The sequence below is a fragment of the Pseudomonas sp. BJa3 genome (assembly GCF_026343815.1).
Taxonomy (GTDB): Bacteria; Pseudomonadota; Gammaproteobacteria; order Pseudomonadales; family Pseudomonadaceae; genus Aquipseudomonas; species Aquipseudomonas soli.
Genome location: NZ_JAOXMC010000028.1, coordinates 22229 through 48928, shown reverse-complemented (window position 1 = coordinate 48928; position 26700 = coordinate 22229). Strand labels below are relative to the sequence as shown.

Here is a 26700-nt window from a genome sequence, read left to right as displayed (position 1 = left end):
TCCGAACTGACCCAACCTTGGAGCGCGTGCTGTACGCTCCACGGACACTTAATCACTAGCTCCGCCCCCACAATCGAGGAAGCGGGCTTGCCCCTCGACAGGCTTAACGCCAATCGCGCTCTTCGCCGAAGAATGCCCGAGCATTCGCCTCCAGGCTCTCCAGGTGGTACCCGCCCTCCTGCACGATCAGACACGGCAAACGCAACCCACGAATCTGTTCACCCAGCCGGGCGAACCCTTCGGTAGTCACCGCCACCTTGCTCTGCGGGTCCAGCTCGTAGATATCGAAGCCCAGCGAAAGCACCAGCACCTCGGCGCCGAAGTCCTTCACCGCTTGCAACGCAACCTCCAACTGAGCCATGAACTCCGCTTCACTCGCCCCGTGGGCCATCGGCAGGTTGAGATTGCAGCCCTCTCCTGCTCCGCTGCCGCGCTCGTCGGCAAAGCCCGCTACTCCAGGATAGAAATTGATCGGGTCGCCATGCACCGAGACGTACAGCACGTCGTCCCGCTCGTAGAAAATCTCCTGGATGCCCTGCCCATGGTGCATGTCGGTATCCAGGATCGCCACGCGCTGGTAGCGGCCGCGCAACACCTGGGCCGCGACGGCGGCGTTGTTGAGGTAGCAGAAGCCACCGGCGGCATCGTGCCGGGCATGGTGCCCCGGCGGACGGCACAGGGCATAGGCGGCGGGTTCGCCGTCAAGGATGGCCTGGGCCGCGGCGACGGCGCTCTGTGCCGACCAGTAGGCGGAGCGCCAGGTATGCTCACCCACCGGGCAACTGCCATCGGCCAGGTAACGTCCGGCCTGCGCAAGAATGCCGCGCAGGGCGTTGGGTTCGCGAACGAAGATGTTGGACATCACCTCGTCGCCCCAGTCCTCGGGCACCTCCTTCCAGCGCGCATGAGCTTCTTCGAGGAACGCCAGGTAGGCTTCGCCATGCACCGCCTTGAGCGGAGCCAGGCCGGCATCTTCGGGCTTGCGGATTTCGAAGCCAAGGTCCTTGGCGGCCTGCAGCAGGCGCTGGGCGCGCTCGGGGACTTCCTGCGGGGTGCGCATGGCGCCGCGCGAATAGTAGCTGCGCGGGTGGTGTAGCAATTGTTCCGGGTGGAAATAGCAGCGCATCAGGCTTCTCCTTCGACAACCTGGCCGGCACGGGCCAGCACGGCGTTGAGCAATACATCGGCGCCCTGGCGGGCATCCTCGGGCAGCACATCCTCGGCCTCGTTGTGGCTCAGCCCACCGACGCAGGGGATGAACACCATCGCCGTGGGGCAGTAGCGCGCCAGCAGGATCGCGTCATGGCCGGCGCCGCTGACGATGGACTGCTGGCTGTAGCCCAGGCCATCCACCGCCTGCTGCACGGCCGCCACGCAGTCGGCGTCGAACGGGGTGGCCGGGCTGACCCAGTGGCGCTCGATGCGCACCGCCAGGCCACGCTGGCTGGCGATGGCCTGCAACTGCAGGCTGATATCGCGCTCCATGGCGTCGATGGCCTCGTCGCGGTGATGGCGCAGGTCGAGGGTGAAGCGCACCAGGCCGGGAATGGTGTTGCGCGACGACTTGGCGATGCTCAGCTCACCCACCGTGGTCAGGCCCTTGGGGGCGAAGTCGCTGGCCAGTTGTTCGATGGCCTGGATCATCCGTGCCACGCCGTACAAGGCGTCCTTGCGCAGCTTCATCGGCGTGGTGCCGGCATGCGCGGCCATGCCCTCGACGGTGACATCGAGCCAGCGGATCGCCTGGCCGCCGCTGACCACACCGATGCTCCTGGCGTTGTCCTCGAGGATCGGGCCCTGCTCGATATGCGCCTCGAAATAGGCGTCAACCTTGCCGCCCAGCGGGCGTTGGCCGGCATAACCGGTGCGCGCCAGTTCATCGGCGACGCTGATGCCGTCGGCATCGCGGATCGCCAGGGCCTGGGCCAGCGGCAAAGTGCCGGTGAACACCGCCGAGCCGAACATGGCCGGGGTGAAGCGGGCGCCCTCCTCGTTGGTCCATACCGCGATCTCCAGCGGCTTGCGGGTACGGATACCCAGGTCGTTCAGGCGGCGCACCACTTCCAAACCGGCCAGCACGCCATAGACGCCATCGAAACGCCCGCCCTCGGGCTGGGTGTCCAGGTGGCTGCCCATCATCACCGGCGCGGCATGCGGGTCGCTGCCCTCACGGCGGGCGAACAGGTTGCCAATGGCATCCACGCTCAGGCTCAGACCTGCCTCGCGGCACCAGCGGCCGAACAGTTCACGCCCGGCCTTGTCCTCGTCGCTCAGGGCCAGGCGGCAGCTGCCGCCACGGGCGGTGGCGCCGATTTCGGCCATGGCCATCAGGCTCGCCCACAGGCGATCGCCATTGCTTTTCAACATTGCGGATACTCCAGATTCAGGCCAGCTCGAGCTGCCGGCCAAGGGCGTAGCGGCGCGCCAGCGCCAGCACGCAGACCAGGGAAGTGCAGGCGATCAGGCTGTAGAAGACCGCCATCGGCCACCATTAGCCGCTGAAACTGTGGGCCAGCCAGGTACCGATCAGCGGGGTCAGGCCACCGGCGATGGCGCCGCACACCTGATAGGCCAGGGAGATGGCGGTGTAGCGCACGCGGGTGGCGAACATGCCGCTGACGTAGCCTGCGATCACTGCATAGAACGACGCCATGCACGCCGCCGCCAGGGCGATGCCGAGCACGATCAGCGGGCCTTCGCCGCTGCTCACCAGCACGAACATCGGGTACGGCGAGGCCATCGCCAGCAGCGCCATCAGGGCCAGGAAGCGCGTGGCACCAAGCCGCTCCGACAGCCACGCCGCCAACGGCTGCACGCAGAACTGGATGATCGCCACGAAGAACAGGCATTCGAGGATCAGCGAACGCTCCAGGTGCAACTGCTGGGTGGTGTAGCTGATCATGAAGGTATTGGTGAAATAGACCCCGGCGATGCCCAGGGTGTTGGCGCCTATGCACAGCAGCAACGGCCGCCAGGCGCTGCGCAGCACTTCCAGCACCGGTGCCTGCTCCTTGCGCCGGGTCTGTTCGGCCTGCTCACGGCTGGCGAGGAACTCGGGCGACTCGTTGACCCCCAGGCGGATTGCCAGGCCCACCAGCAGCAACAGCGCGCTGGCCAGGAACGGCAGGCGCCAGCCCCAGCTCATCAGGTCGTCTTCCGGCAGGCGGGTGACCGCGCTGAAAGCCAGTAGCGACAGGATCAGGCCTGCCGGGCTACCCAGCTGGGCGAACGAGGCGAAGAAGTTGCGCCGGCCCTTGGGCGCATGCTCCCCGGCCATCAGCACCGCCCCTCCCCACTCGCCACCGACGGCTATGCCCTGGACCACGCGCAACAGGACCAGCAGAACCGGCGCGCTGGCGCCGATCTGCGCGTAGGTCGGCAGCAGGCCGATGGCGACGGTGACCACGCCCATCATCAGCAAGGTGATGATCAGCGATTTCTTGCGCCCGATACGGTCGCCGATATGGCCGAAGAAGATGCCGCCCAAGGGCCGGGCGAAGAAGCCCACGGCAAAGGTGCCGAAGGCAGCCATGGTGCTGAACAGGCTGTTGTCGGAGGGGAAGAACAAGGCACCGAACACCAGCGCGGCGGCGGTGGCGTAGATGTAGAAGTCGTACCACTCGATCATGGTGCCGATGAACGCGGCGGCGGCGGCACGGCGCGGTTGGGGCGAAGCGGCGGGCTTCATGGGGTGGCTCCTTTGGTTGTTTTTCTGGCAGGAGTGGTTCGGGTCACGGTGGCGCTCTGGCGGCGCCTGGGTCGGGCTCCGCGAAGAGGCCCCCACTGCTGGAGATCATTCATCGCGGGCGCCTATAATTCAATTTTCTATTTATTATTCGAACTATTAACCACGCTTATCATCGAGCCCGACAATGCCCGACCGCCTGCTCAACGACCGCCTCGACTGGAACCTGCTGCGCACCTTCCGCGTCATCGGCCAGGAACTGTCGATCAGCCGCGCCGCCGCCCGCCTGCACCTCACCCAGCCCGCCGTGAGCCAGGCGCTCAAGCGCCTCGAGGAGCAACTCGGGCGCCAGCTCATCGCCCGCCGTGGGCCGCGCTTCGTGCTGACGGAGGTGGGCGAGCAGCTGTTCCAGCTGGCCGGCGAGGTGTACGGGCAGATGTCACAGATCGGCGGCCTGCTGGAGCAGCCGGCGGACGAACTGGTGGGCAAGGTGCGCCTGTTGATGATCAGCCGTATCGTCAACGAACGCTTCGACGACTTCCTCGCCGACTTCCACCGCCAGCACCCTCGGGTTGAGCTGGAGATCGACGTGATGCGCAGTTCCGACATCGTCGCAGCCCTGCAGGAAAAAACCGCCACCGCCGGCCTCAGCCTCAACCGCCGACCCCAGCCACGGCTGGAGCAGCGGTTGTTCCTGCGCCAGCGCTACGCGTTCTTCTGCGGCAAGCACCACGCGCTGTTCGGCCAGATGGAAGGCGACCTGCAGCGGGAGAATTTTGTCAGTTTCACCAGCGACCAGATCGGCGGCATGCTCTCGCCGCTGACCATCTTCCGCGACCAGCAGGGCTTCGCCGGGCGTATCGTCGCCTCGTCGCCGAGCCTGGAAGAAGTGCGCCGCCTGGTGATCGCCGGCTTCGGCATCGGCTGCCTGCCCGAGCATGTGGTGGCGCCGGATGTGGACGCAGGGTTGTTGTGGAAACTGCCGCCGCAGGAGGGCATTGCCGACGTCGACATCCACCTGTTGTGGAACAGGGACCAACGCATGAGCCGAGCGGAAAGCCTGTTCATAGAGGCCTTGCTGTCGGCCGCAACGGCGGTGATCTAGCGGGCAACCCTGTAGGCGGACAGCGGTCGAGCGTCAGGCCTGCCCAAGTTCGCGGTGATCGCCTACAGGCTCTGCGGTACCCCGGCCACCCGTGCCCGCCCCCACCAGGCATACGCAAGCGCCAGCCACCCCAGCCCCAGCGCGGCGAACATCGCCACCACCACCTGGCTGTAACGCGCCAGCAACGCCGGGAACCCCGTCACTTCGCGAACCACTTGGATATCGGCGCTGCCGTCGGCATCGCGAATACTGATTCCTGCCTGGCGAATCTGTGAATAATCGGCGTCGAAGTACACCCACACCTTGCTCTCGCTCACCCCGTCGATGGCCGGCAGGTCGATGCTGCTGGTCGGGGTCGGCACCAGCGTGTCGTTGCCGGCCGCATCGCGCACCTGCACCAGCCCCTTGGCCGGCAGACGTATGTGCACGGCCTTGAGCGGTACTCGGGCGGGGTTGGACAACTCGATCAGCAAGCCGGTGCGGTGGTCCACAAGACCTGCTTCGAAGGGCCTGGCGAACAGTTGCAGGTAGGGGGCCTGGGCCAGATCCACCAACTTGTCGATCTGCGGATGGCTGAGTGTGCCGGCGCTGATTGCGCTGATCTGCGTGTGAAGCCGCTCATACTTGAGCAGGTCGTTGGCCTCGCTGATGCGTTCGCTGAATTGGCCCGGGTAGGTGAGATGGGCGTATGTCAGGCGCGCCTGCAGCCGGTCGTCCTCACGCAACGTCACATAGAGCGTGGCGGCGACGGCGACCAGGACCAGCAGGCCCACCATGGATTTACCGACTTTTTCCCAACTCACCTTGAGGTTCCTTAGTTTGGCGGGTGACGAGAGGCAATGGCTGGCAAGGGTGCCAAGAACAGGGGATTCGGGCAAGGGGCACTGCTGACGGCCCGCCAGCCACCGCGCCGCCAGCCTCAGCCGGGCCGCCCACCACCAACCGCAGGCTTGGCGATGACAGCGCCCAGGCCCATGAGGTAAAGCAGACCCCTTGCCCGGCCGCTTGGGCGGGAAATGGGGCACATTCCCCACCCAGCCCTGGGTGCCTTCCCCCAGGTTTGCGGCAACTGCCTCAGCAGGCCTTTTTCGCGACCTTGCAACATCTTGAAACACGTGGCGTTTGGCCATTTTTCGCTTGGCACAGCCGTTGCTGGCCCCCTCTACAGGGCACATCGCCACTCACTCAAAGTGGCAATAGATGCCAGCCTTTACAACACGGGGCATACGGTAATGAAGAATTCAACTGCAACATCGACCCAGGTGTTCAGGTTGTCCGCCATCACGGCGCTGCTGCTCAGCCTGGGGCTGGCCAACGTGTTCGCCGGGTCGCTCGACGACGTGAGCCAACCGCCGCCCACCGATCCGTCCGCCTTCAGTGACCCAGCCGCCGATCCGCTGGCCCAGGCGGCGGCGCTGGAGACCTTGAAGAGCATGCCGGAAGCCAACGAGGGCTCGCTCGAATTGACCGACGGGGTCTACGGCACCCGCGCCACGGTGACCAGCAACAATGCCCTGCCCCCCGCGCAGCAGACTTCCCGCAACTATCCCACGAACGGCAAACCCAGCCCCTTGTTCGGCGCCGAGCCCTTCACCCAGCAGTTGCTGCTGTTCGAAGAATTCGGCCCGGAGAAACTCGACCCGGCCACTGCGCCCTACACCCTCACCTTCCCGCCCCCCGTAATCGGTGCCGCGCCCGCGCAGGATCCGGATTATGTGGCGCGCAGCAGCCCCAACGGCAACGCCCTGGAGGCCTTCCTCACCCAGCCAGGGCTGACACCGTTCCCGTCACAGTACGCCAACGTGCTCGACCGCAACCCGTGGAAGGCGCAGATCGAGATGTTCCTCAACCGCACCGGGGTCGGCTCGCCCGCCGAAGGCCGACCGCCAGGAAAGGGCTGGTCGCACCAGCGCTGGAACGAGTTCTACCCCCAGGCCGCGTTCAAGACCGCCCAGGCCGGGGCGCGCATCAACCAGGGCCTGCGCGACCGCAAGCAGTTGCACAACTATGCCAAGGGCGAGTTCGCCCCGGGCGGGCTGTACTACCAGACCTCCGACATCCCCACCACCCTCGGCACCACCAAGGGCATCGATACCCGCTTCCACCCGAAGATGCCCCTGCAGGGCCACAAGGCACTGTGGACCTTCGACGGCACATTCCCGGTCAAGCTGCTGATGGTGCGCTATGGCCAGCCGGTGCTGATGCGCCACTACAACGCCCTGCCGATCGACCCCTCGGCCAACAACGGTTTCGGCCTGCACACCATCTCCACCCACGAGCACAACGGCCATTCGCCGGCCGAGAGCGACGGCTTCGCCAACGCCTACTTCTTCCCCGGCCAGTACTATGACTACCGCTGGCCGATCCAGCTGGCCGGCTACGACACCATCAACACCCGCGCCCAGGACCCGCGCGCCGCCTTCCCCTGCGCGCCGGGCGAAACCCTGTACGTCAACGATGCCTCCCCAGGCCTCAAGACCTGCGAGAAAGGCAGCATCAAGATCCGCGGCGACTGGCGCGAGACCATGAGCACCCACTGGTTCCACGACCACATGCTCGATTTCACCGCGCAGAACGTCTACAAGGGCAACGCGGTGATGATGAACTACTACTCGGCCATCGACCGTGGCAACGAGGCCCTGGAGGATGGCGTCAACCTGCGTTTCCCCAGCGGCGCGGCGATGCCGTGGGGCAACCGTGACTACGACGTCAACCTGGTGATCGCCGACAAGGCCTGGGACGCCAACGGCCAGTTGTGGTTCAACCCGTTCAACACCGACGGCTTCCTCGGCGACCAGATCCTGGTCAACTGGCAGTACCAGCCCAAGCTCAAGGTGCGCGCGCGCAGCTATCGCTTCCGCATTCTCAACGGCTCGGTGTCGCGCTACTTCAAGTTCGCCGTGGTCCGTGAAATCGCCGGCAACGCTGGCGAGTTCAAAGGCCCGAGCGGCTCCAACGTCTCCTATGCCCGCGTGCCGTTCCACATGATCGCCAACGACGGCAATATCATGGAACACGCGGTGCCGTTCGACGGCACCCTCGACCTCAACGGCGACGGCAACTTGCAGGACAACAACGCCATCCTGCCGCTGCAGGGCATCGCCGAGCGCTACGACATCATCATCAATTTCGCCAAGAACGGGATCAAGGTCGGCGACAAGCTGTACTTCGTCAACCTCATGGAACACGACACCGGCAAAGGTCCGAAACAGGCCATCGCCTTGGCCGACGTGCTGTCGCAAAAATACAAGGCAGTGATCAAGCAGACCAGCAAGGGCCCGGAATGGGATGGCGGCGACCCGGTGGTCGGCAAGTTCATGCAACTGATCGTGCAGCCCTACACCGGCCAGGACCTGAGCATGGACCCGAGCCTTTATGAACCGGCCAAGCCCGGCAAGGCTGCCGGCCTGGTGATGATTCCCCTGCCGATCGACCGCAATAGCGCCAGCGACCAGGTCAAGATCAAGGCCGCCCGCCACCGAGAGTTCATCTTCGGCCGCTCCGACGGCACCGACAGCGCGCCCTGGACCATCAAGACCGACGGTGGCTTCGGCTACAGCATGGACCCACGCCGCATCGGCGCCGCTCCGCAACTGGCCAACGAGGCCACCGACGGCGGTTTCAGCGGCGACGGCACCCTGGAAGTGTGGAAGATCAAGAACGGCGGCAATGGCTGGAGCCACCCGGTGCACGTGCATTTCGAGGAAGGAGTGGTCCTCAGCCGTGACGGCAAGGCCCCGCCGGAGTGGGAAAAATGGGCGCGCAAGGATGTTTATCGCATCGGCCCGGACACAGACTCCTCCGAGGAAGTCGAGATGGCCATCCGCTTCCGCGAGTTCGCCGGCACCTACATGGAACACTGCCACAACACCCAGCACGAAGACACCTCGATGCTGCTGCGCTGGGACCTGGAGCACCCCGGCCAGTTCCAGATGATGCCAACGCCGCTGCCTGGTTGGGATGGCGTGGAATACGTCAATTCCGCCGCCCTGCCGACCTTCCGCACCTCGAGCAGTGGCTCGGGCAACGACAGCAACAAGCCGCCGGTGGCGGTCAACGACAGCGCCGCGACCATGGCCGGCAAGCCGATCGTGCTCAACGTGCTGGCCAACGACACCGACCCCGACGGCAACGTGCCGCTGAGCGTCAGCAGCCTGGCCCAGCCCGACTCCGGCCAGGGCACGGTCGCCAGCAACGGCACCCAGGTCACCTACACCCCACCGGCCACCGTGGCCACGGGATTCACCGCCAGCTTCACCTACGCCGTACGCGACGCCAAGGGCCTCGAGTCGCTGGCCCCGGCTACGGTAAACATCGCGGTTTCGCCCGCAGTGCCAATGGACGAGATCCAGGTCAGCAGCGCTTCGGTGCAGTTGCGCAGCAACAACCGCTGGACCTGGGAGGTTTCGGGCACCACCTCGGTGGCCGCCGGCAACAGCATCCGGGTGACCAGCAACACCACCAGCGGGCCGCTCGACCTGGGCCTGGCGACGTTGAGCGCCAGCGGTTCCGGGGCGCGCTGGAAATTGTCGGTGACCACCACCGGCAGCGGCCCGGTCTCGCCACCGGCGGTAACGGTCAAATCGGCGCTGGGGCAGAGTGCGACGGTACCTTTGAGCATCAAGTGAAAGAAGGCCGGGGGCGCGCTGCGCCCCTTTCGCCGCGGTTCGTCGCCACGACAAGCCGGCTCCCACAGGTATTGCGCATGCCTTGTGATCGGCGCTGTAAATGTGGGAGCTGGCTTGCCAGCGATGGCCTGCATCGCAGGCCCCATCAGATATCCAAGAGGGTAAGACCATGCCCCACACCTGGCGTCTGCTGCTCCCCCTGCTGATCATCCTCAGCCTGCCTTGCGCCCTGCCCCCGACCAGCGCCAGCGCTGACCCCGACACCCCCTGGGGCGCCAATTACTTCCCCAACATCCCCCTGCTCACCCAGGACGGCCAACAGGTGCGCTTCTTCGACGACCTGATCAAGGACAAGGTGGTGGCCATCAACTTCATCTTCACCGGCTGCGGCGACTCCTGCCCGGTGGAAACCGCGCGCCTGCGCCAGGTACAGAAGCTGCTGGGCGAGCGTGTCGGCCAGGACATCTTCATCTACTCGATCAGCATCGACCCCTATAACGACACCCCTGCCACCCTCAAACGCTACGCCGAGAAATTCGCTATCGGCCCGGGCTGGACACTCCTCACCGGCGAGGCCGCCGACATCGAACAACTGCGACGCAGCCTGGGCCTGTACATCGAGGGCCTGGAGAATGGCCGCAGCAAGGACCACAACCTCAGCCTGATCATCGGCAACCAGGCCACCGGCCGCTGGATGAAGGCCTCGCCCTTCGAAAGCCCGTACATCCTCGCCGACCGCCTGGCCAACAGCCTGCACAACTGGAAAACCGCCAGCGCCCAACACCGCGACTACACCCAGGCCCCCGACATCCGCCCGCCCAGCACAGGCGAGCAACTGTTCAGGACCCGCTGCTCGTCGTGCCACACCCTGGGAGACGCCGAGCCTGGAGCCACCCATGGCATCGGCCCGGACCTGCTCGGGGTGACCCGGCAGCGTGAAGAGGCTTGGCTCAAGCGCTGGCTGATGGAGCCCGACCAGATGCTCGCGGAGAAAGACCCCTTGGCGATGCTGCTGTTCGCGCAGTACAACCAACTGGCGATGCCCAACATGCGATTGGGGGAAACAGAAGTGGCGGCGCTGATCGGCTACCTCGAAGAGGAAACGACACGCTTGCAGCGCCCCGCTCAGTGACCACCGACCTTAGCGTAAAGCCACTACCAATATCATATGGCTACCAATACACGCTAAGCTTGCGGCCAGCCTGAGCATCCGCGCAAGCAGGCGGGACGCCTGTTCATTGCTGCGGATGCCTTCAAGCGCTGAAACTACCGCCACTCACTTTGAACCACCATCGCTTGGCGCAAAGCCAAACAAATCGCTGACAAGGATGTTGATGAACTCTTCAAGCATCGTGCGTTATTGGCACGCCGTCGAGCTCCTGCAGCCGCAGGCCGCCCCGAAGAAAAAGAAGCGTAACAAGGATTACGAACCATTCTTCCAGGACCTGCCGATCACCGCCCGCTCGCTCCCCTGGTCAGCGACGAACGTGCTGGGTCGACAGCGGCTGCCAAACAAGCGGGTCTGGAGTCACACGCTTTACGCCCATCTCTACGACAGCCTGCACGTCGCTCGCCGACTCGAAGCGCTGTACGGTGCGGATCAAGGCTACAAAGAGCCGCAAACCAGAGAGTCGGCTCTGTTCTCGCTGAAATTCGACGAGTTGGGGCAGATGGTCGTCGACAGCTTCGTACTGTCCAGCGAAGCATGGTTCCTTGGCTGCGCTATCCACAAGCGAGACTGGACATCGGGCTTCGAAGACACGCAGAACGCTTTGCGCGAGGACAGCAAGCGCCTGCTCGGTGGCGTGGTGAGCTCTGACGCCCTGGAAGAAATGACCTGGCAGGTTCGCCATCATCTCGGGCTGGACGAGTTCTTCGGTGCCCAGAACCGTCAGCATCGCTTCCGCTCCCAGCCGGTCGATCCGAAGCAACCCGAGCAGGAAGACGATCCCCTTAACAGTTTCCTGCTCGACGACCTGGTCAAGGTAGCTAGCGCACTTGATCAGGGCCACGTCAGCCCGCCACTGGCACGTTACCTGACAGAGCAACACAGCGAACCGCGCTTGCATCTGGATAGCCGCGATGCCGACCTGCCCTTGATTCGATGCCTGGCCCCCGCTCGCTATCCCAAGGGTTGCTGGCCGGCAGACCGCCATCTGGGCTTGGTTCACTCACAACAAGTGGCGATCAACAGCCTGCTCGAGACCCTGGGAGACAGTCATGGGCTGATGGGGATCAATGGCCCGCCTGGCACTGGCAAGACCACTCTGTTGCGAGACCTGATCGCAGCAGTCGTCACCGAACGAGCGGACGTACTGGCGTCATTCGAAAAAGCCTCCGACGCCTTCCTGCAGGATGGCCGAGAGGTAGCCAGCGACGGAGGCACCGGCCGAACGACCTACGCGCTGCATCCAGACCTGCTGGGGTTCGAAATCGTCGTCGCCTCCTCGAACAATGGCGCCGTCGAGAACATCACGCTCGAGCTGCCACAGCAGGACAAGATCGATGCCTCCTGGCTGCCGCAAGCCGCGTATTTCAGCGAACTGGGAGGGCTAGTCAGCGGCCAGCCAGCCTGGGGGCTGGTCTCCGCCGCGCTGGGCAGCAAGGCCAAGCGCAAGCAGTTCGTGGAACGTCTTCTTGATGGCAGGCGCCCTGCAAAAACGTCGAAGGCGGGGCTCCCCGTCGAAGCCGCAGAGCTTGAGGACGACAACGACGACATGGATGGCCTCGGCGCTTCGAGCGCACCTGCACCACAGCCCCCCTCTCCCGAGCTGCCTCCTGTGCAGGGCATGACAGCCTGGTTGAACGAGCGCATACCGCGCAGCAAGGCACTGACGACCACCGAAAAAGCCAGGGTCTGGCAGAGCGCTATTGCCCGCTATCGCCAGGCTACTCAGGCGGAGCAGGCTGCTCGCGCCCAGCTCGACAGGTTACTCACACAAATCGATGCCGTAGTCGCTGCCCGCCAGCAGGTCAAACAGGCTGAACAGGCTCGCCAGACTCACGTCGAAGCGCTTCGCTCGCTTTCCGATCGGCAACGCGAAGTCGAAAGCAGCACGCTACAACCGGCCCGTGAACAATTGCGCCAGGCGCTGCAGGCGATTACCGCACACAGTGCAGAAAAACCCGGCCTATTGGCCAGCCTGCTGAGTTTCTGGGGTGCCCGTCGAGCCTGGGCCGCACGACAGCGGCTACTGGACAGCGGCCACGCCCTGGCACGCGAAGCATTCGCCAGTGCCGAGCGCCAGGTCCAAGAGCTGTGCGCACGCCGAGACGCAGCGGCTCAACAACTGGCGCAGGACGAACAAGCCATCGCCCAAGCCATAGATCTGGCTACCACGCAGATCGAAACTACCCGCAGCCTTGCCCTTGCTGGCGAGGCCAGGCACTTGCTGACTTGGCTTGAGCGTGGCGAACTCGATCGCAGCGCCAGCACCGAACTGCGCGAACCCTGGATGCTTGACGGCTGGCGGCAGGCTAGGGCCAACGTGTTCATCGAAGCGCTGGCGCTGCACCGCACTTTCTACGAACTCGAGCCCACTCGCCTGAAGGCCAACCTCGATTTCATTACCAGCGTGATCTGCAACGGCCATTTCGCCGGGATGTCACCGAACGCCCTGCGCTGCGCTTGGGCATCGCTGTTCATGCTGGTACCGGTACTGAGCAGCACTTTTGCTTCCTTCGCGCGTTCGTTCGGCAGCTTCGGCTGCGGCGAGATCGGCTGGTTGCTGGTGGATGAAGCCGGGCAGGCCACGCCACAGGCAACGGTCGGCGCCTTGTGGCGCTCACGCAGGGCGGTACTGGTTGGCGACCCCTTGCAGCTCAAGCCTATCGTCACTGTTTCCGACGCGGTCCTTGAATACATGCGCAACAAGTATCAGGTGAACGCGCACTGGCTGCCCAATCGCTACAGCGCCCAAGGCCTGGCCGACCTCGGCACGTCTTGGGGACGCATGGCCGGCCCCAGGGCTGGAAAGCGCTGGATAGGCCTACCTCTGGTGGTGCACCGCCGCTGTGACAAACCTATGTTTGATCTGGCCAACCTCATCGCCTACGACAATGCCATGGTATACGGCACGCTTACCCCTAGCCCAGACAAGGAAACGCCCGCCAGCCTGCCCACGGGGTGGATTCATGTGGCCGGCCCTTCAAGTGGCAATTGGGTAGAGAATGAAGGCATTGCGCTCGAACGCCTGCTTGCCAAGCTCGATGTCGACGGTGTGAAGCGCTCTGATATCGCCGTGATCACGCCATTCCAGGACGTGCGCAACCAGCTCAAGGGCCGCCTTCCAGAGAAGATGGTGCACGGCACGATCCACACCATGCAAGGCAAGGAGGCCGCCGTCGTCATCCTCGTGCTTGGCGGCAACAGCGAGCAACGCGGTGCACGCGACTGGGCCGTTGAACAGCCAAACCTGCTCAACGTGGCGGCTACCCGCGCCAAACGCCGGCTTTATGTGATTGGCGACTACCACGATTGGTCTACACGCCTGCACTTGCGGGATGTCATGCATTGGCTGCCACTGCTCAACAGACAGCCGGTAACGATCAACGCGCCCGCCTGACAACCGCTGACAGCGGTCTCGGGAGGCTCGCCCCTTGACCGCCGTGTCGCCATGACTCCATGCTCGTCCGCTTCCACCCCACGCTCAAGGAATGACCGCATGAAGCTGGAAACACTCGCCATCCACGCGGGCTTCACCCCCGACCCGACCACCAAGGCGGTGGCCGTGCCGATCTACCAGACCACCTCGTTCGCCTTCGACGACACCCAGCACGGGGCCGACCTGTTCGACCTCAAGGTGGCCGGGAACATCTACTCGCGCATCATGAACCCCACCAACGATGTGCTCGAACAGCGCATGGCCGCCCTTGAAGGCGGGGTGGGTGCGCTTGCGGTGGCCTCGGGCATGGCCGCCATCACCTACGCCATCCAGACCGTGGCAGAAGCCGGCGACAACATCGTCTCGGTGGCCAAGCTGTACGGCGGTACCTACAACCTGCTGGCGCACACCCTGCCGCGCCAGGGCATCACCACCCGCTTCGCCGCCCACGACGACATCGCCGCCCTCGAGGCACTGATTGATGATCGCACCAAGGCGGTGTTCTGCGAGTCCATCGGCAACCCTGCCGGCAACATCGTCGATATTGCCGCGCTGGCGGAGGCCGCCCACCGCCACGGCGTGCCGCTTATCGTCGACAACACCGTGGCCACGCCTATCCTCTGCCGCCCGTTCGAACACGGCGCCGATATCGTCGTGCACTCGCTGACCAAGTACATCGGCGGCCACGGCACCAGCATCGGCGGCATCGTCATCGACTCGGGCAAATTCCCCTGGGCCGATCACAAGCAACGTTTCGCCCTGCTCAATACCCCCGACCCGTCCTACCACGGCGTCACCTACACCGAAGCTTTCGGCCCTGCCGCCTTCATCGGCCGCTGCCGCGTGGTGCCGCTGCGCAACACCGGCGCCGCGCTGTCGCCGTTCAATGCCTTCCTGATCCTGCAAGGCCTGGAGACCCTGGCCCTGCGCATGGAGCGCCATACCGAGAATGCGTTCAAGGTTGCCCGCTTCCTGCAGGAACACGACCAGGTGGCCTGGGTGAAGTACGCAGGCCTGCCGGACCACCCCGAACATGCCCTGGCCCAGCGCTATACCAGTGGCAAACCGGCGTCGATCCTCTCGTTCGGCATCAAGGGTGGCCAAGCGGCCGGGGCCCGCTTCATCGATGCGCTGCAATTGGTGGTGCGCCTGGTGAATATCGGCGACGCCAAGTCGCTGGCCTGCCATCCTGCCTCCACCACCCACCGCCAGTTGAACGATGAAGAGCTGGAAAAAGCCGGCGTACCACGGGACATGGTGCGCCTGTCGATAGGTATCGAGCACAGCGACGACATCATCGCCGACCTTGCCCAGGCCCTGGAGGCCAGCCGCGGCTGATCCACCCGCGCCCCACCCAATGCCGACGGCGGGCGCCCCCTTGCAGAACCGGAACCGCGCGCAATGACCCTCTTCTACCTGAAACTCCTCGTCACCCCGCTGCTGATGTGGGCCATCTCCCTCGCCTCAAGGCGCTGGGGCGGCCTGCTCGGTGGTTTGCTGTCCGGCCTGCCAATCACCTCGGCGCTGGTGATGACCTTTCTGTGCCTGGAGCAAGGCACGGCCTTCGCCCTGGGCGCGGTGCCGGGTGCGCTGGGTGGACTGGCGGCCGTGCAGGCCACCTACACCTTCTACCTGTTCGCCACGCGCAAGCTCGGCATCGCTGCGGCGGTATCGCTGGCGATCCTGTTCTATGGCCTGGCGGCCTATGCCTTCACCCACTGGGGCGGGTTGTACCTGTCGGTCGGCGTGGCGCTGCTGCTGATCGGCGTGCTGATCCGCGCCAGCGGCCGCGAGCCCAGGCCCGATACGCTTGCCCGGCCTCGGCACCGTTATTGGGAGATCCCCTTGCGCATGGTGTCCGCCACCGCGCTGCTGATGCTCACCACCAGCCTGGCCAGTTGGCTGGGGCCGGCGACCAGCGGGATGCTGGCGCCGATCCCGGTGATTGCCTGGCCGTTGGTGGTGTTCGCCCATGTCCAGGGCGGCCGCGCCGGGATGGCGGCGATGGTGCGGGGCAATGCGATTGGGGCGGTGGGGGTGATTGCGTTTTATCTGGCGATGGCGGGGTTGCTCGAACATACGGGCGTCGCCATTACCATGCTGGTTGCGATGGCGACCGCCGTTGGCCTCACCGTCGCCCTGGCAGCACTGTTGAAAGGGCGTGCCTAGCTGCCGAAATCGACGGCACATCGGTATCGCCGACATTGCTACCCCCGCAAGGGGAACACACGGAGAGACACCATGGATCTGGATCAGGCACGCACCCTGCTTGCCGAGGCTGAACGGCATCGCCAGCCGGCGTATGAGCCAAGCATTTTTGCCCTCGGAGGGCGCGGTTACTACGAAAACCCCACCACTGACCTGCTCGCATTCTTTCTCGACCCCAACCAGGTCCATGGTTTTGGTGATTGCTTCCTCGGCGCCCTGCTAGGCTGCATCTGCAAAGAGTCACCTCCCGAGCCGACCCTGCGCCTGCCTCCGCAACGTGAAGTGACCACCACCAATGGCAAGCGCATCGACCTGCTGCTGCAAGGTGAGGACTGGCTGCTGATTCTCGAGAACAAGATCTTCCACGCTCAGGTCAACCCGTTCGCCGATTACGAACTCTATGCCGAAACATTGGTGGGTGGCCGCGACAAGCGCGTGTTGTTCGCGGTGCTGTCACCGTCGGGCAGCAACGTCGCCGATGGTTGGACAGGGCTCAGCTATGCCGACCTGCTCGGCGCCCTGCGCAGAGCACTGTCGCAAAACGTCGAGCACAGCCGGCTGAACAAATGGCGTGTGCTGGCAGACGAGTTCCTGCTGCATCTGGAAAACATCACCGTGGAGCGTGACATGAACCCTGAGAGCATTGATTTCATCTTCGATCACCTGCCGCAGATCAATGCCCTGAACAAGCTGCGTGACCAGGCACTCGAGGCGCTGGATAGCAAGATCATCGCCCACTTGCAGGCCGAGATCGACGGCTTCGAAACCTACACCCGCCGGCAACCCTGGGCGGACGGACCGGCGCTGCGTTACGCCTGCAACGACTGGGTCGAGTGGTCGGATGTGGTGCTCTACCTGGATGGCAGCCAGGCGCCACTGCGACCGACCATCCGCGTGTACCTGATCAATGTCGACACACGTCAGATGGAGTTCGGTCGCCATCTGTTCGTGGATACCACAAGACAGCCGTGGACCGAAGGCCGGCGCGTGATCGGTTTTGAATGGAAGTTGGAAAGCTTCGACGAACGCGTGGTAATCGACACGGTCCTGGAGAAAATGCGGCTGTTGATGCAATTCGAAGCCGAAATGCGCTGACATCAAGCCACAATGGGCAGGCGCCCCGCACTTTCGCAAGCGCGGGGCAGTGTGGTTTTCAGCGTTTCTTGCTGGCCGACACCCGGGGCCGTGCATCGACATAGACAATATCGGATGCCCTTTCGCCCTTGGCAGATTGCAACGAGCGGACCCGCTCAAGCTTTCCACCCAGTTCCCCAACATCCACCAGCACGAAAATCCCATGCTCGGTGTTTTCCGAATCCTTGTAGCGCTCCAACTGACACTCATAACCATGCACCACACTGGTGTTGGTCGACAGCTTGAACTCGACCACGACCTTGTCGTGCCAGCCGGCAGAGATCTTGAAATCAACCGGCCCACTTCCGCCGTCCGACTCAGGCGAAATATCCAGGCCGTACGCACGGCAAAAGCTAACGGCACTGCTGAAGAACAGATTTTGCACACTGCTTTCTGGCTTGGGCTTGTCTCGGTCCCAAAGCTCCTTCCACAATCCATGCGCTTCAATCTGCGTCTTGAATACTTCAAGAATTTCATGCACCACATCATTCATGGTCCGTACACAGGGGGCGTTCTGGAACTGCCGGACGACCGCCGAGTGCGTCCGCCGTTGCTCGCTGCCAAGCCGCTGCCAGAAATCCGGATCACTCAAGTCATCTGCGAGTTGATCGATGCGACCAAGGACTGCAAGTTTCAGTTCATCCATGCGCTGGAGGAGATCTTCGCAAGACGATGACCTACCGATTCTCTGCAAATAATCCAGGATCTGGTCAGGCTGCGGGCTTATGCCGGCCTCCATGAGCAAAGCAATAGCTCGCGTTTGCACCTCATGCCCGGCCTCCCGTTCGAACCTGCGGGAGAGACACACATCCCACAGATCTCGCCTCATCCCCTGGGAAAAGCCAGAGAGGATATCGACATCGGGCGGGACAATCACATACTCCAGACAGTAATCGATGGGGAACCTGCTGCGCAGGCTGGTGATCATCTTGATCAACCCAAGACCTATGCGGGCATCAGGTAGAAAGGCCGGTTTTTTTTCGCTGATCATCTCGAAGAGATCCGCAACTGGCTCAGCAGTGCGCAGCATATGGACATGAAAGTCGCAGGGGATATCCCAGAGCTCGTTGCCCAGCGAGAAACCGCGATCATCTATCTTGCAATAGGGGGTAAGTGTGCAGACCTCACCTGACTCGAACAGATAGACTCGAAACCCTTTGCTTTTGTAGATATAGGACCTTCTGCCACCTGCCGCCGCCGTAAGGCCATCGAACAGCAGGACCGCCTTGGAGGAATGAAACTCTTCCATTGAACGAGTACGGGGGGAGTCCAGCCCACATTGTTCGATTGGAATTACTTCAACTGCCATACGCTCAGGCAACGCCTCGAACAGCTCGCGCTGATCGAGTACGCAGGACAGTACATCGCGGGTAACGCCAACAAAGTCGACTTGCTCCCCCCAACACTCCCTGACCGCTGCCACCAACAGCGTTTCCAGCACGTCCATAACCTTCCTCATCAAAATCGCATGCCTTGGCAGGCTTCTGGCAACAAATAATGCCAAAACGATACCACGCCACCGTAGTGCCTAGGCCAACGACAGCTATGTCGAGATCACCATCGCCTGGGTTCCCCGCACACCTCGTTGTAACCGCGCCGGGACCACGTTGAAAATTCGATGATGGCAAACTGGCATTCCGCCAAACCTCGACAATACTGGCTCGTCACATGGATTCCTTGCCCACAACAACAAAAGGGAATTTGCGATGAGCCAGCCCCAACCCTTGGACGTCGCCATCATCGGCGGCGGTGTCTCCGGTACCTACAGCGCCTGGCGCCTGCAACAGGCCCACGGCGACAGCCTGCGTATCCAGTTGTTCGAATATGGCGACCGCATCGGCGGGCGGCTGTTCAGCGTCAAGCTGCCCGGCCTGCCCAACGTGGTCGCCGAGGTGGGCGGCATGCGGTACATGCCCGGCGCCGACGGCCATGTCATGGTCGACACCCTGGTGCAGCACCTGGGCCTGCCGAGCAAGGACTTCCCCATGGGCAACGAACTGCCCAAAGACGCGCCCATCGGCGCCCAGGACAACCTGTTCTACCTGCGCGGCCAGCGCTTCCGTTTCCGCGATTTCGTCGAGGCGCCGCACAAGATTCCCTACGACCTGGGCTGGACCGAGCGCGGCTACAACCCCGAAGACCTCCAGGTCAACGTGATGAACAGCATCTATCCCGGGTTCGACAAGCTGAGCCTGGCCGAGCAGATGCAGGTACAGGTATTCGGCAAGCCGATCTGGCGCTACGGTTTCTGGGACCTGCTCTACCGCGTGCTGAGCAACGAGGGCTACCAGTTCATGAAGGACGCCGGCGGCTACGAGGCCAACGTCGCCAACGCCAGCGCCGTGACCCAGCTGCCCGCCACCGAATACAGCGACGCCACCGTGTTCCGCACGCTCAAGGATGGCTTCCAGAGCCTGCCGCTGACCCTGGCCCAGCGCTTCAGCGAACAGGCCGGCGGCCTGGTGCCCGCCGACCAGCGCATCCAGATGAACCGCCGCCTGGCCGCCCTGAGCTACAGCGATGACACCGAGTACCCCTACCGCCTGCACCTGCGCCACACCGAGACCGTCAACGGCAAGACCCACGACCTCGAAGGCGAGGACATCGTCCACGCCCGCCAGGTGATCCTCGCCCTGCCGCGCCGCGCGCTGGAGCTGATCGACTCGCCGCTGTTCGACGACCCGTGGCTCAAGGACAACCTCGGCTCGGTGCTGGTGCAGTCGGCGTTCAAGCTGTTCCTGGCCTATGAGCAACCCTGGTGGCGCAACCTGGGCCTGGTGGCCGGGCGTTCGGTCACCGACCTGCCGATCCGCCAGTGCTACTACATGGGCACCGAGTGCGATCAGGCCGGTGGCGAAAACACCTTCAACTCGCTGCTGATGGCCTCCTACAACGACATCGGCACCGTGCCGTTCTGGAAAGGACTCGAAGACGGCCCCGAATTCACCGGCTACACCCCGCGCAGCCTCGAAGGGCGCATCGCCAATGACGCGGTGGTGCCGCGCACGCAGTTCCAGATCAGCGACGAGATGGTGCGCATCGCCCAGCGCCAGGTCACCCAGCTGCACGCCCAGGTCGAGCTGCCGGCCCCCTACAGTGCCGTGTACCACGCCTGGGACGCCGACCCCTACGGTGGCGGCTGGCACGAGTGGAAGGCCAACTACCGCCTGGACCTGATCATCCAGAAGATGCGCCACCCGGTTAAGGACCAGCAGGTGTTCATCGTCGGCGAGGCGTATTCCTATGGCCAGGGTTGGGTCGAGGGCGCGCTGACCACCGCCGAGTCCGCCTTGCAGGAGTTCTTCGAACTGCCGCGCCCCAACTGGCTGCCAGCCAACTACCAGCTGCTGCCGACCCCGGCACCGGAAGAGATCGACTACGCCACCCCGCCCATGCCCAGCCAGGCGCCGCAGGTGCTCGAAGCCATCACCCAGGCCATCTGCGCGGGGGTCAAGCCATGAGCACTTTTACCGTGGCCGACTACCTGCTGACCCGGCTCAAGGAGCTGGGCCTGGACAAGGTATTCCAGGTGCCGGGCGATTACTGTTCCAGGTTCATGAGCGCGCTGGACGCCTTCGACGGCATCGATGCCGTGGGCGAAATCTACGAGATGGGCGCCGCCTACAGCGCTGACGGCTACGCCCGGGTGCACGGCCTGGGCGCGGTGTCGCTGCAGTACGGGGTGGGCACTTTCAGCGCGGTTAACGCCATCGCCGGGGCCTACGTGGAGCGCAACCCGGTGGTGGTGATCTCCGCCAGCCCCTCCACCAGCGACCGCCTCAAGGCCAATGCCCAGAACGTGTTGTTCCACCACTCCACCGGCAACTTCGAGGCCGACCGCAACGTGCTGGAGCAGGTGACCGTGGCCTGCGAGATCCTGTCCGATCCGCACCGCGCGCCGTGGCAGATCGACAACGCGCTGATCGCGGCGCTCACCCACCGCCAGCCCATCTACCTGGAGGCCTATCAGGACATCTGGGGCGCCGAGGTCAGTCGCCCCCACGGCCAATTGACCCCCGCCCCGCGCCCGTCCAACCCCCAGGCTTTGCAAAGCCTGGTCGAGGCCAGCGTGCAACGCCTGGCCACAGCGCGCCAGCCGCTGGTGCTGCTGGGGGTGGAGATCATTCGCTACGGTTTGCAGGACGCCGTGCAACGCCTGATCGACAGTTGCGGCCTGCCCTTCTCCACCACCCTCGACGCCAAGACCGTGCTCGACGAAAGCCAGGCGCCATTCATCGGCACCTATGCCGGCCCCGCCTCCCGCCCGGAAACCTCGGCCCGGGTGGATGCCTGCGACTGCATCCTGGCCATTGGCGTGATCTTCACCGACGACTACCTGGACCTGCTCAAGGCCCGCTATGGCGAAATCGTCCAGGTCAACTGCGAACTGGCCCGCGCCGGCGCCGACTACTACCCCAACGTGCGCCTGCCCGACTATGTCGAGGCCCTGCTCAAGGCCCTGAAGGTGGATACTCAGTTCCCCCGCCCTGGCACCGCCCTGGCCGCCTCGCGCCCGCTGCTGGGCAGCGGCGCGGTGCCCAGCGCGCTGAGTTATGCGAGCTTTTTCGACAGCCTGGTGAATTTCGCCCACGAGCATCGCCTGTGGCAGACCAGCACGCTGATCCTCGGTGAAAGCTCGTCGCTGTATGTGGCCAGCAACATCAACGGCATGCCCCGCGGCAGTTTCATCTCCGATGCCATCTGGGGCTCGCTCGGCCACGAGACCGGCTGCGCCCTTGGCGTGGCGCTGGGCAGCGGCCGGCGCCCGGTGGTAGTGGCCGGCGATGGCGGGTTCATGATGGTCAGCCAGTCGCTGGCAGCACTGGCGCGCAACAAGGTCAATGCGGTGGTGTTCGTGATGAGCAACCAGGTGTATGCGATCGAGCAGGCCTTCGTCGACCCTGATGCGTTCACGCCAGAAGGTGAATTCGCGCCGTTCGACACCTTGCCCGCGCTGGACTATACAGCGCTGGCCTGCGGCTATGGCGCGCTGGGGTATCGGGTGGAAACGGTGGACGAGCTGGAACGCTTGCTGCCGCAGTTGCTGATGGTTGTGCAGCGGCCAGTACTGGTGGAGGTGAAGATTGCCGAGAAAGACTTTGCCGAGCAGATCAAACGGTTAGCCGGGCTGAGTTGATTGCACGGTTGATCGCCACACCTGCCGCCAAACAGTTAGCCGCTTTCGACTGCTCGAAAGCGGCTATTGCGCTGACAGCGCGGCTCAACTGTCGCCCTTCCCCTCGCTCACCGGCAGCTGCCCATCAATCATCGCCTTGGCGATCCCGCTGAGGTAATACGTTGCCCGCATAAGCGTCTGCGCCTCTTTCGGCTTGCTCAACGCCTGCTGCGTGAGCGCGGTGATGCAGCCCAGAATGATCGACGTTTCCTGCAACACCTCGGCCGTCGGCAACCCCGGTACAGCCTGCACCCAGTCGCGTACCGACCGACGCCGGGTACGGCCAACCAGGCTAACGATGTTCAGTACGTCTTTGCCCTTTGCTTGTTCGTCCTTGTCCATGACCCCACCCCCGAAAAAATGAAAGAGCCCGCCGCGTTTCATCGTCTGGCGCCAACGGGCCAAACCGCGCGATCCTTGCACGGTGCTCTGCCCAAAGGCCCGGCCAACCCCGAACGGCGAAACACGACGAGCAGGGCGAGACTAAAGGGCCTACCCACTCGCTACAACGGCCCGACAGGTGGAAAAGCTACCTTTAGGAAATGGACTACACGAACAGCGGAAGAATGGCTGTAGGACCTACAAAATCCGCCTTGAACAAGCACCCGCATGGGACGGTCGCAGCGCATACGCCTTCAGCTTTCTGCTCTGCCCTGCTCCGCCACTTCAGGCTAGGATGTCACCTCGCCCCGCCAGGCCCAGCCACTGCCATGCCCAGAACAAGCAAAGTCACCGACCCGTCCTACGAACTGATGGACGACCATGAAGGCGCCTCGCTGATCTACCGCCAGCATGGCTTCCCCAGCCCGCTGGTGCGCTGGCATTTCCACAAGGAATACGAGCTGCACCTGATCGTCGCCAGCGCCGGCAAGGTGTTCATCGGCGACTACATCGGCAACTTCGCTCCCGACACCCTGTTCCTCACCGGCCCCAACCTGCCGCACAACTGGATCAGCCAGGTCGGCCCCGACGAAGTGGTGGGCAAGCGCGACATGCTGGTCAACTTCACCGACGAGGTACTCGAGGATGGCAGCCAGGTGTTCGCCGAGCTCACCCAGCTGGCCCCGCTGCTGGCCCGGGCGCGCTATGGCATCGAGTTCCGCGACCCGGCACTGATAAACGAGAGCCGCCAGCTGCTGCAACGTATCGCCGACAGCCGCGGCATGACCCGCCTGGGATACTTTTTTATCCTCATGGAACAGCTCGCCGCCTGCGATGACTACCAACTGCTGTCCACCGTCACCTCTTCGCAACTGGCAGACGAACACAATGTCGAGCGTATCAACCGGGCGGTGGACTACATCTTCCAGCACTACGCCCAGGACCTGAGCCAGAACGAGGTGGCCGAGCACCTGGGCATGACGCCGACCTACTTCTCGCGGTTCGTCAAGCAGGCCGCCGGGCGCGGCTTCGTCGAGTTCGTCAACCGGCTGCGGGTGAGCAAATCGTGCGAGCTGCTGGCCAAGGGCGAACTGCCGGTGACCGAGGTGTGCTTCGAATCGGGCTTCAGCAACTTGTCGAACTTCAACCGGCGCTTTCTGCAACTCAAGGGCATGACCCCTTCGGACTACCGCAGCCTGGTGACCCAGCGCCTGACCGAGCAGAACCGCGGCTGAGCCTTGGGGCTGCTTTGCAGCCCATCGCCGGCAAGCCGGCTCCCATCCCGACCGCAGCGCCTTCAAGCCAGCGCCATCCCCGTGGGAGCCGGCTTGTCGGCGATGGGGCGCGCAGCGGCCCCTGTTCAAGCACTGCAAAAAAGTATCAGCCAAGGTGCAGGCAAGGCTTTGTCGGCATCGCCGTGCACGGGTGTAATCAGCGCCGAGCGATACAAAAACAATAAGGGAGTTCACTGATGAACGACTCGATCAAGGCCTGCCTGGCCGCCGCCTGCCTCAGCCTGCCGCTGCATGCCCAGGCCGCCGACACCCTGACCATCGCCACGGTCAACAACAACGACATGATCCGCATGCAGCGCCTGGCCAAGGTGTTCGAGCAGCAGCACCCGGACATCCAGCTCAAGTGGGTGGTACTCGAAGAGAACGTGCTGCGCCAGCGCCTGACCACCGATATCGCCACCCAGGGCGGCCAGTTCGACGTGCTGACCATCGGCATGTACGAAGCCGCGCTGTGGGGTGCCAAGGGCTGGCTGGCGCCGATGACCGACCTGCCCGCCGACTACAACCTCGACGACGTGTTCCCCTCGGTACGCAACGGCCTGTCGGCCAATGGCACGCTGTACGCCCTGCCCTTCTATGCCGAAGCCTCGATCACCTACTACCGCAAGGACCTGTTCGAGCAAGCCGGGCTGAGCATGCCCGAGCAACCCACCTGGACCCAGCTCGGCGAGTTCGCCGCCAAGCTCAACCAACCCGATCAGGGGCAGTACGGCATCTGCCTGCGCGGCAAGGCCGGCTGGGGCGAGAACATGGCGCTGATCGGCACCGTGGCCAATGCCTTCGGCGCACGCTGGTTCGATGAGCAATGGAAACCCGAGTTCAGCGGCAGCGAGTGGAAGAACGCCCTGAATTTCTATGTGAACACCCTCAAGCAATACGGCCCGCCCGGCGCCTCCAGCAACGGTTTCAACGAAAACCTCGCGCTGTTCAACAGCGGCAAGTGCGCGATGTGGGTCGACGCCAGCGTCGCCGGCTCGTTCGTCACCGACAAGACCCAGAGCAAGGTCGCCGACCAGGTCGGCTTCACCTTCGCGCCCAAGGAAGTCACCGACAAGGGCGCCACCTGGCTGTATTCCTGGGCACTGGCGATCCCCACCAGTTCCAAATCCAAGGACGCCGCCAGGACGTTCGCCACCTGGGCCACCTCCGAGGCCTACGGCAAGCTGGTGGCCGAGAAAGAAGGCGTGGCCAACGTGCCGCCCGGCACCCGCGCCTCGACCTACAACGACGCGTACCTGGCCGCCGCGCCATTCGCCAAGGTCACCCTCGAATCGCTCAAGCGCGTCGACCCCAACCACCCCACCCTCAAGCCCGTGCCCTACGTGGGCATCCAGCTGGTGACCATCCCCGAGTTCCAGGCCATCGGCACCCAGGTCGGCAAACTGTTCGCCGCCGCGCTGACCGGGCAGATGAAAGTGGACCAGGTGCTGGCCTCGGCCCAGCAGTCCACCGAACGCGAGATGAAGCGCGCCGGTTACCCCAAGTAGCCCGCAGCGTCCCCCGACCGCGCCGAACCCCGGCGCGGTGACCGCCCCTTTTTGCTGCACACGGAGTCGCCATGAACACATCGGCCCTCGACACCCCGAGCCTCGCCACCGCACGCCCCGGCAAACGCCGCGTCGGCCCCGGCTGGTTCCTGGTCAGCCCTTCGGTGGCGCTGCTGCTGTTGTGGATGATCGTGCCCCTGGGCATGACCCTGTATTTCTCGCTGATCCGCTACAACCTGCTGTACCCGGGCGAAAACCAGTTCGTGGGCCTGGAGAACTTCGCCTTCTTCGTCACCGACGCCGGCTTCATGCCCGGCGCCCTGAATACCCTGACCCTGGTCGGCAGCGTGCTGGCGATCAGCGTGGTGCTCGGCGTGCTCATTGCCGCGCTGCTGGAGGCCGGCGAGTTCTGGGGCCGCGGCGTGGTGCGGGTGCTGCTGATCTCGCCGTTCTTCATCATGCCCACGGTCAGCGCGCTGCTGTGGAAGAACCTGATCTTCCACCCGGTGTCGGGCATCCTCGCCGCCGTGTGGCGCCTGTTTGGCGCGCAACCGGTGGACTGGCTGGCGCACTACCCGCTGCTGTCGATCATCCTGATCGTCTCCTGGCAGTGGCTACCGTTCGCCATCCTGATCCTGATGACCTCCATGCAGTCGCAGGATCTGGAACAGAAGGAAGCCGCGCGCCTGGATGGCGCAGGCCCCTTGGCGATCTTCTGGCACCTGACCCTGCCGCACCTGGCGCGGCCCATCGCCGTGGTGGTGATGATCGAGACCATCTTCCTGCTGTCGGTATTCGCCGAAATCTTCACCACCACCAGCGGCGGCCCCGGATACGAGTCCACCAACCTCGCCTACCTGATCTACAACCAGGCGCTGCTGCAGTTCGACGTCGGCATGGCCTCGGCCGGTGGCCTGATCGCCGTGCTGATCGCCAATATCGCCGCCATCGTGCTGGTCCGCATGATCGGCAAGAACCTCACCGCGCGCAGCTGAGG

At 64.1% G+C, this 26700-nt stretch carries 17 protein-coding genes and 1 pseudogene; 12 read left to right on the top strand and 6 right to left on the bottom strand.

Translation table 11 applies throughout. The features are described 5' to 3' along the window. Positions 1–103: 103 nt before the first annotated feature. The 3 genes and pseudogenes from OH705_RS25080 to OH705_RS25070 form a co-directional block, all read right to left on the bottom strand. Positions 104–1126, bottom strand: coding sequence for a histone deacetylase family protein (locus tag OH705_RS25080; RefSeq protein WP_267303218.1), 1023 nt, complete (start codon positions 1124–1126; stop codon positions 104–106). Continuing rightward, positions 1126–2367 carry a Zn-dependent hydrolase gene (locus OH705_RS25075; RefSeq protein WP_267303217.1) on the bottom strand — a complete coding sequence of 414 codons (1242 nt, stop codon included), beginning with the start codon at positions 2365–2367 and terminating at the stop codon, positions 1126–1128. The genes OH705_RS25080 and OH705_RS25075 overlap by 1 nt, the downstream gene beginning before the upstream one ends. A 16-nt stretch (positions 2368–2383) precedes the next feature. Continuing rightward, a pseudogene (locus tag OH705_RS25070) lies at positions 2384–3688 on the bottom strand (MFS transporter). Between the two features lie 184 nt (positions 3689–3872). On the opposite strand from OH705_RS25070, the gene OH705_RS25065 reads away from it, so the two are divergent. Beyond that, entirely contained in the window at positions 3873–4790 is a 918-nt protein-coding gene (locus tag OH705_RS25065; RefSeq protein ID WP_023629914.1) for a LysR family transcriptional regulator, read from the top strand. A 62-nt stretch (positions 4791–4852) separates the two neighbouring features. Here OH705_RS25065 and OH705_RS25060 read toward each other — a convergent pair whose 3' ends face one another. Then, complete coding sequence (locus OH705_RS25060) at positions 4853–5593, bottom strand: hypothetical protein (protein WP_038705869.1); 741 nt, start codon at positions 5591–5593, stop codon at positions 4853–4855. 429 nt (positions 5594–6022) lie between these two features. Here OH705_RS25060 and OH705_RS25055 point away from each other — a divergent pair, with 429 nt between their 5' ends. From OH705_RS25055 to OH705_RS25030, 6 genes are all read left to right on the top strand, one after another. After that, positions 6023–9418, top strand: a complete 3396-nt coding sequence (locus OH705_RS25055) for an Ig-like domain-containing protein (protein WP_267303216.1) — start codon at positions 6023–6025, stop codon at positions 9416–9418. A 169-nt stretch (positions 9419–9587) separates the two neighbouring features. Then, a complete protein-coding gene (locus tag OH705_RS25050; RefSeq protein WP_267303215.1) occupies positions 9588–10550 on the top strand; it encodes an SCO family protein in 963 nt (320 codons plus the stop codon). A gap of 202 nt (positions 10551–10752) precedes the next feature. Then, entirely contained in the window at positions 10753–13983 is a 3231-nt protein-coding gene (locus OH705_RS25045; RefSeq protein ID WP_267303214.1) for a DEAD/DEAH box helicase, read from the top strand. A 99-nt stretch (positions 13984–14082) separates the two neighbouring features. Continuing rightward, positions 14083–15360 carry a bifunctional O-acetylhomoserine aminocarboxypropyltransferase/cysteine synthase gene (locus OH705_RS25040; RefSeq protein ID WP_267303213.1) on the top strand — a complete coding sequence of 426 codons (1278 nt, stop codon included), beginning with the start codon at positions 14083–14085 and terminating at the stop codon, positions 15358–15360. 63 nt (positions 15361–15423) lie between these two features. After that, positions 15424–16191, top strand: coding sequence for a hypothetical protein (locus OH705_RS25035; RefSeq protein ID WP_094010380.1), 768 nt, complete (start codon positions 15424–15426; stop codon positions 16189–16191). 72 nt (positions 16192–16263) lie between these two features. Beyond that, positions 16264–17325 (top strand): PD-(D/E)XK nuclease family protein, encoded by a 1062-nt coding sequence (locus OH705_RS25030; RefSeq protein ID WP_267303212.1) that lies wholly within the window; start codon positions 16264–16266, stop codon positions 17323–17325. A 58-nt stretch (positions 17326–17383) separates the two neighbouring features. Here OH705_RS25030 and OH705_RS25025 read toward each other — a convergent pair whose 3' ends face one another. Beyond that, positions 17384–18811: a hypothetical protein gene (locus tag OH705_RS25025; protein WP_267303211.1), complete on the bottom strand. Its 1428-nt coding sequence runs from the start codon at positions 18809–18811 to the stop codon at positions 17384–17386. A gap of 259 nt (positions 18812–19070) precedes the next feature. On the opposite strand from OH705_RS25025, the gene OH705_RS25020 reads away from it, so the two are divergent. After that, a complete protein-coding gene (locus tag OH705_RS25020) occupies positions 19071–20825 on the top strand; it encodes a flavin monoamine oxidase family protein (protein WP_267303210.1) in 1755 nt (584 codons plus the stop codon). Next, the gene (locus OH705_RS25015; RefSeq protein ID WP_094010384.1) at positions 20822–22501 is read left to right on the top strand and encodes an alpha-keto acid decarboxylase family protein; all 1680 of its coding nucleotides are present in this window, start codon (positions 20822–20824) and stop codon (positions 22499–22501) included. Before OH705_RS25020 ends, OH705_RS25015 begins: the two co-directional genes overlap by 4 nt. 84 nt (positions 22502–22585) lie before the next feature. On the opposite strand, the gene OH705_RS25010 is transcribed toward OH705_RS25015, so the two are convergent. Further along, entirely contained in the window at positions 22586–22882 is a 297-nt protein-coding gene (locus OH705_RS25010; protein ID WP_181425919.1) for a DUF3077 domain-containing protein, read from the bottom strand. A gap of 368 nt (positions 22883–23250) precedes the next feature. On the opposite strand from OH705_RS25010, the gene OH705_RS25005 reads away from it, so the two are divergent. The 3 genes from OH705_RS25005 (at position 23251) to OH705_RS24995 (ending at position 26698) form a co-directional block, all read left to right on the top strand. Further along, the gene (locus OH705_RS25005) at positions 23251–24156 is read left to right on the top strand and encodes an AraC family transcriptional regulator (RefSeq protein WP_267303209.1); all 906 of its coding nucleotides are present in this window, start codon (positions 23251–23253) and stop codon (positions 24154–24156) included. A 236-nt stretch (positions 24157–24392) separates the two neighbouring features. Beyond that, positions 24393–25703, top strand: a complete 1311-nt coding sequence (locus OH705_RS25000) for an ABC transporter substrate-binding protein (RefSeq protein ID WP_046856054.1) — start codon at positions 24393–24395, stop codon at positions 25701–25703. A 71-nt stretch (positions 25704–25774) separates the two neighbouring features. Beyond that, positions 25775–26698 (top strand): carbohydrate ABC transporter permease, encoded by a 924-nt coding sequence (locus tag OH705_RS24995; protein WP_267303208.1) that lies wholly within the window; start codon positions 25775–25777, stop codon positions 26696–26698. The last annotated feature ends 2 nt before the right edge of the window (positions 26699–26700 follow it).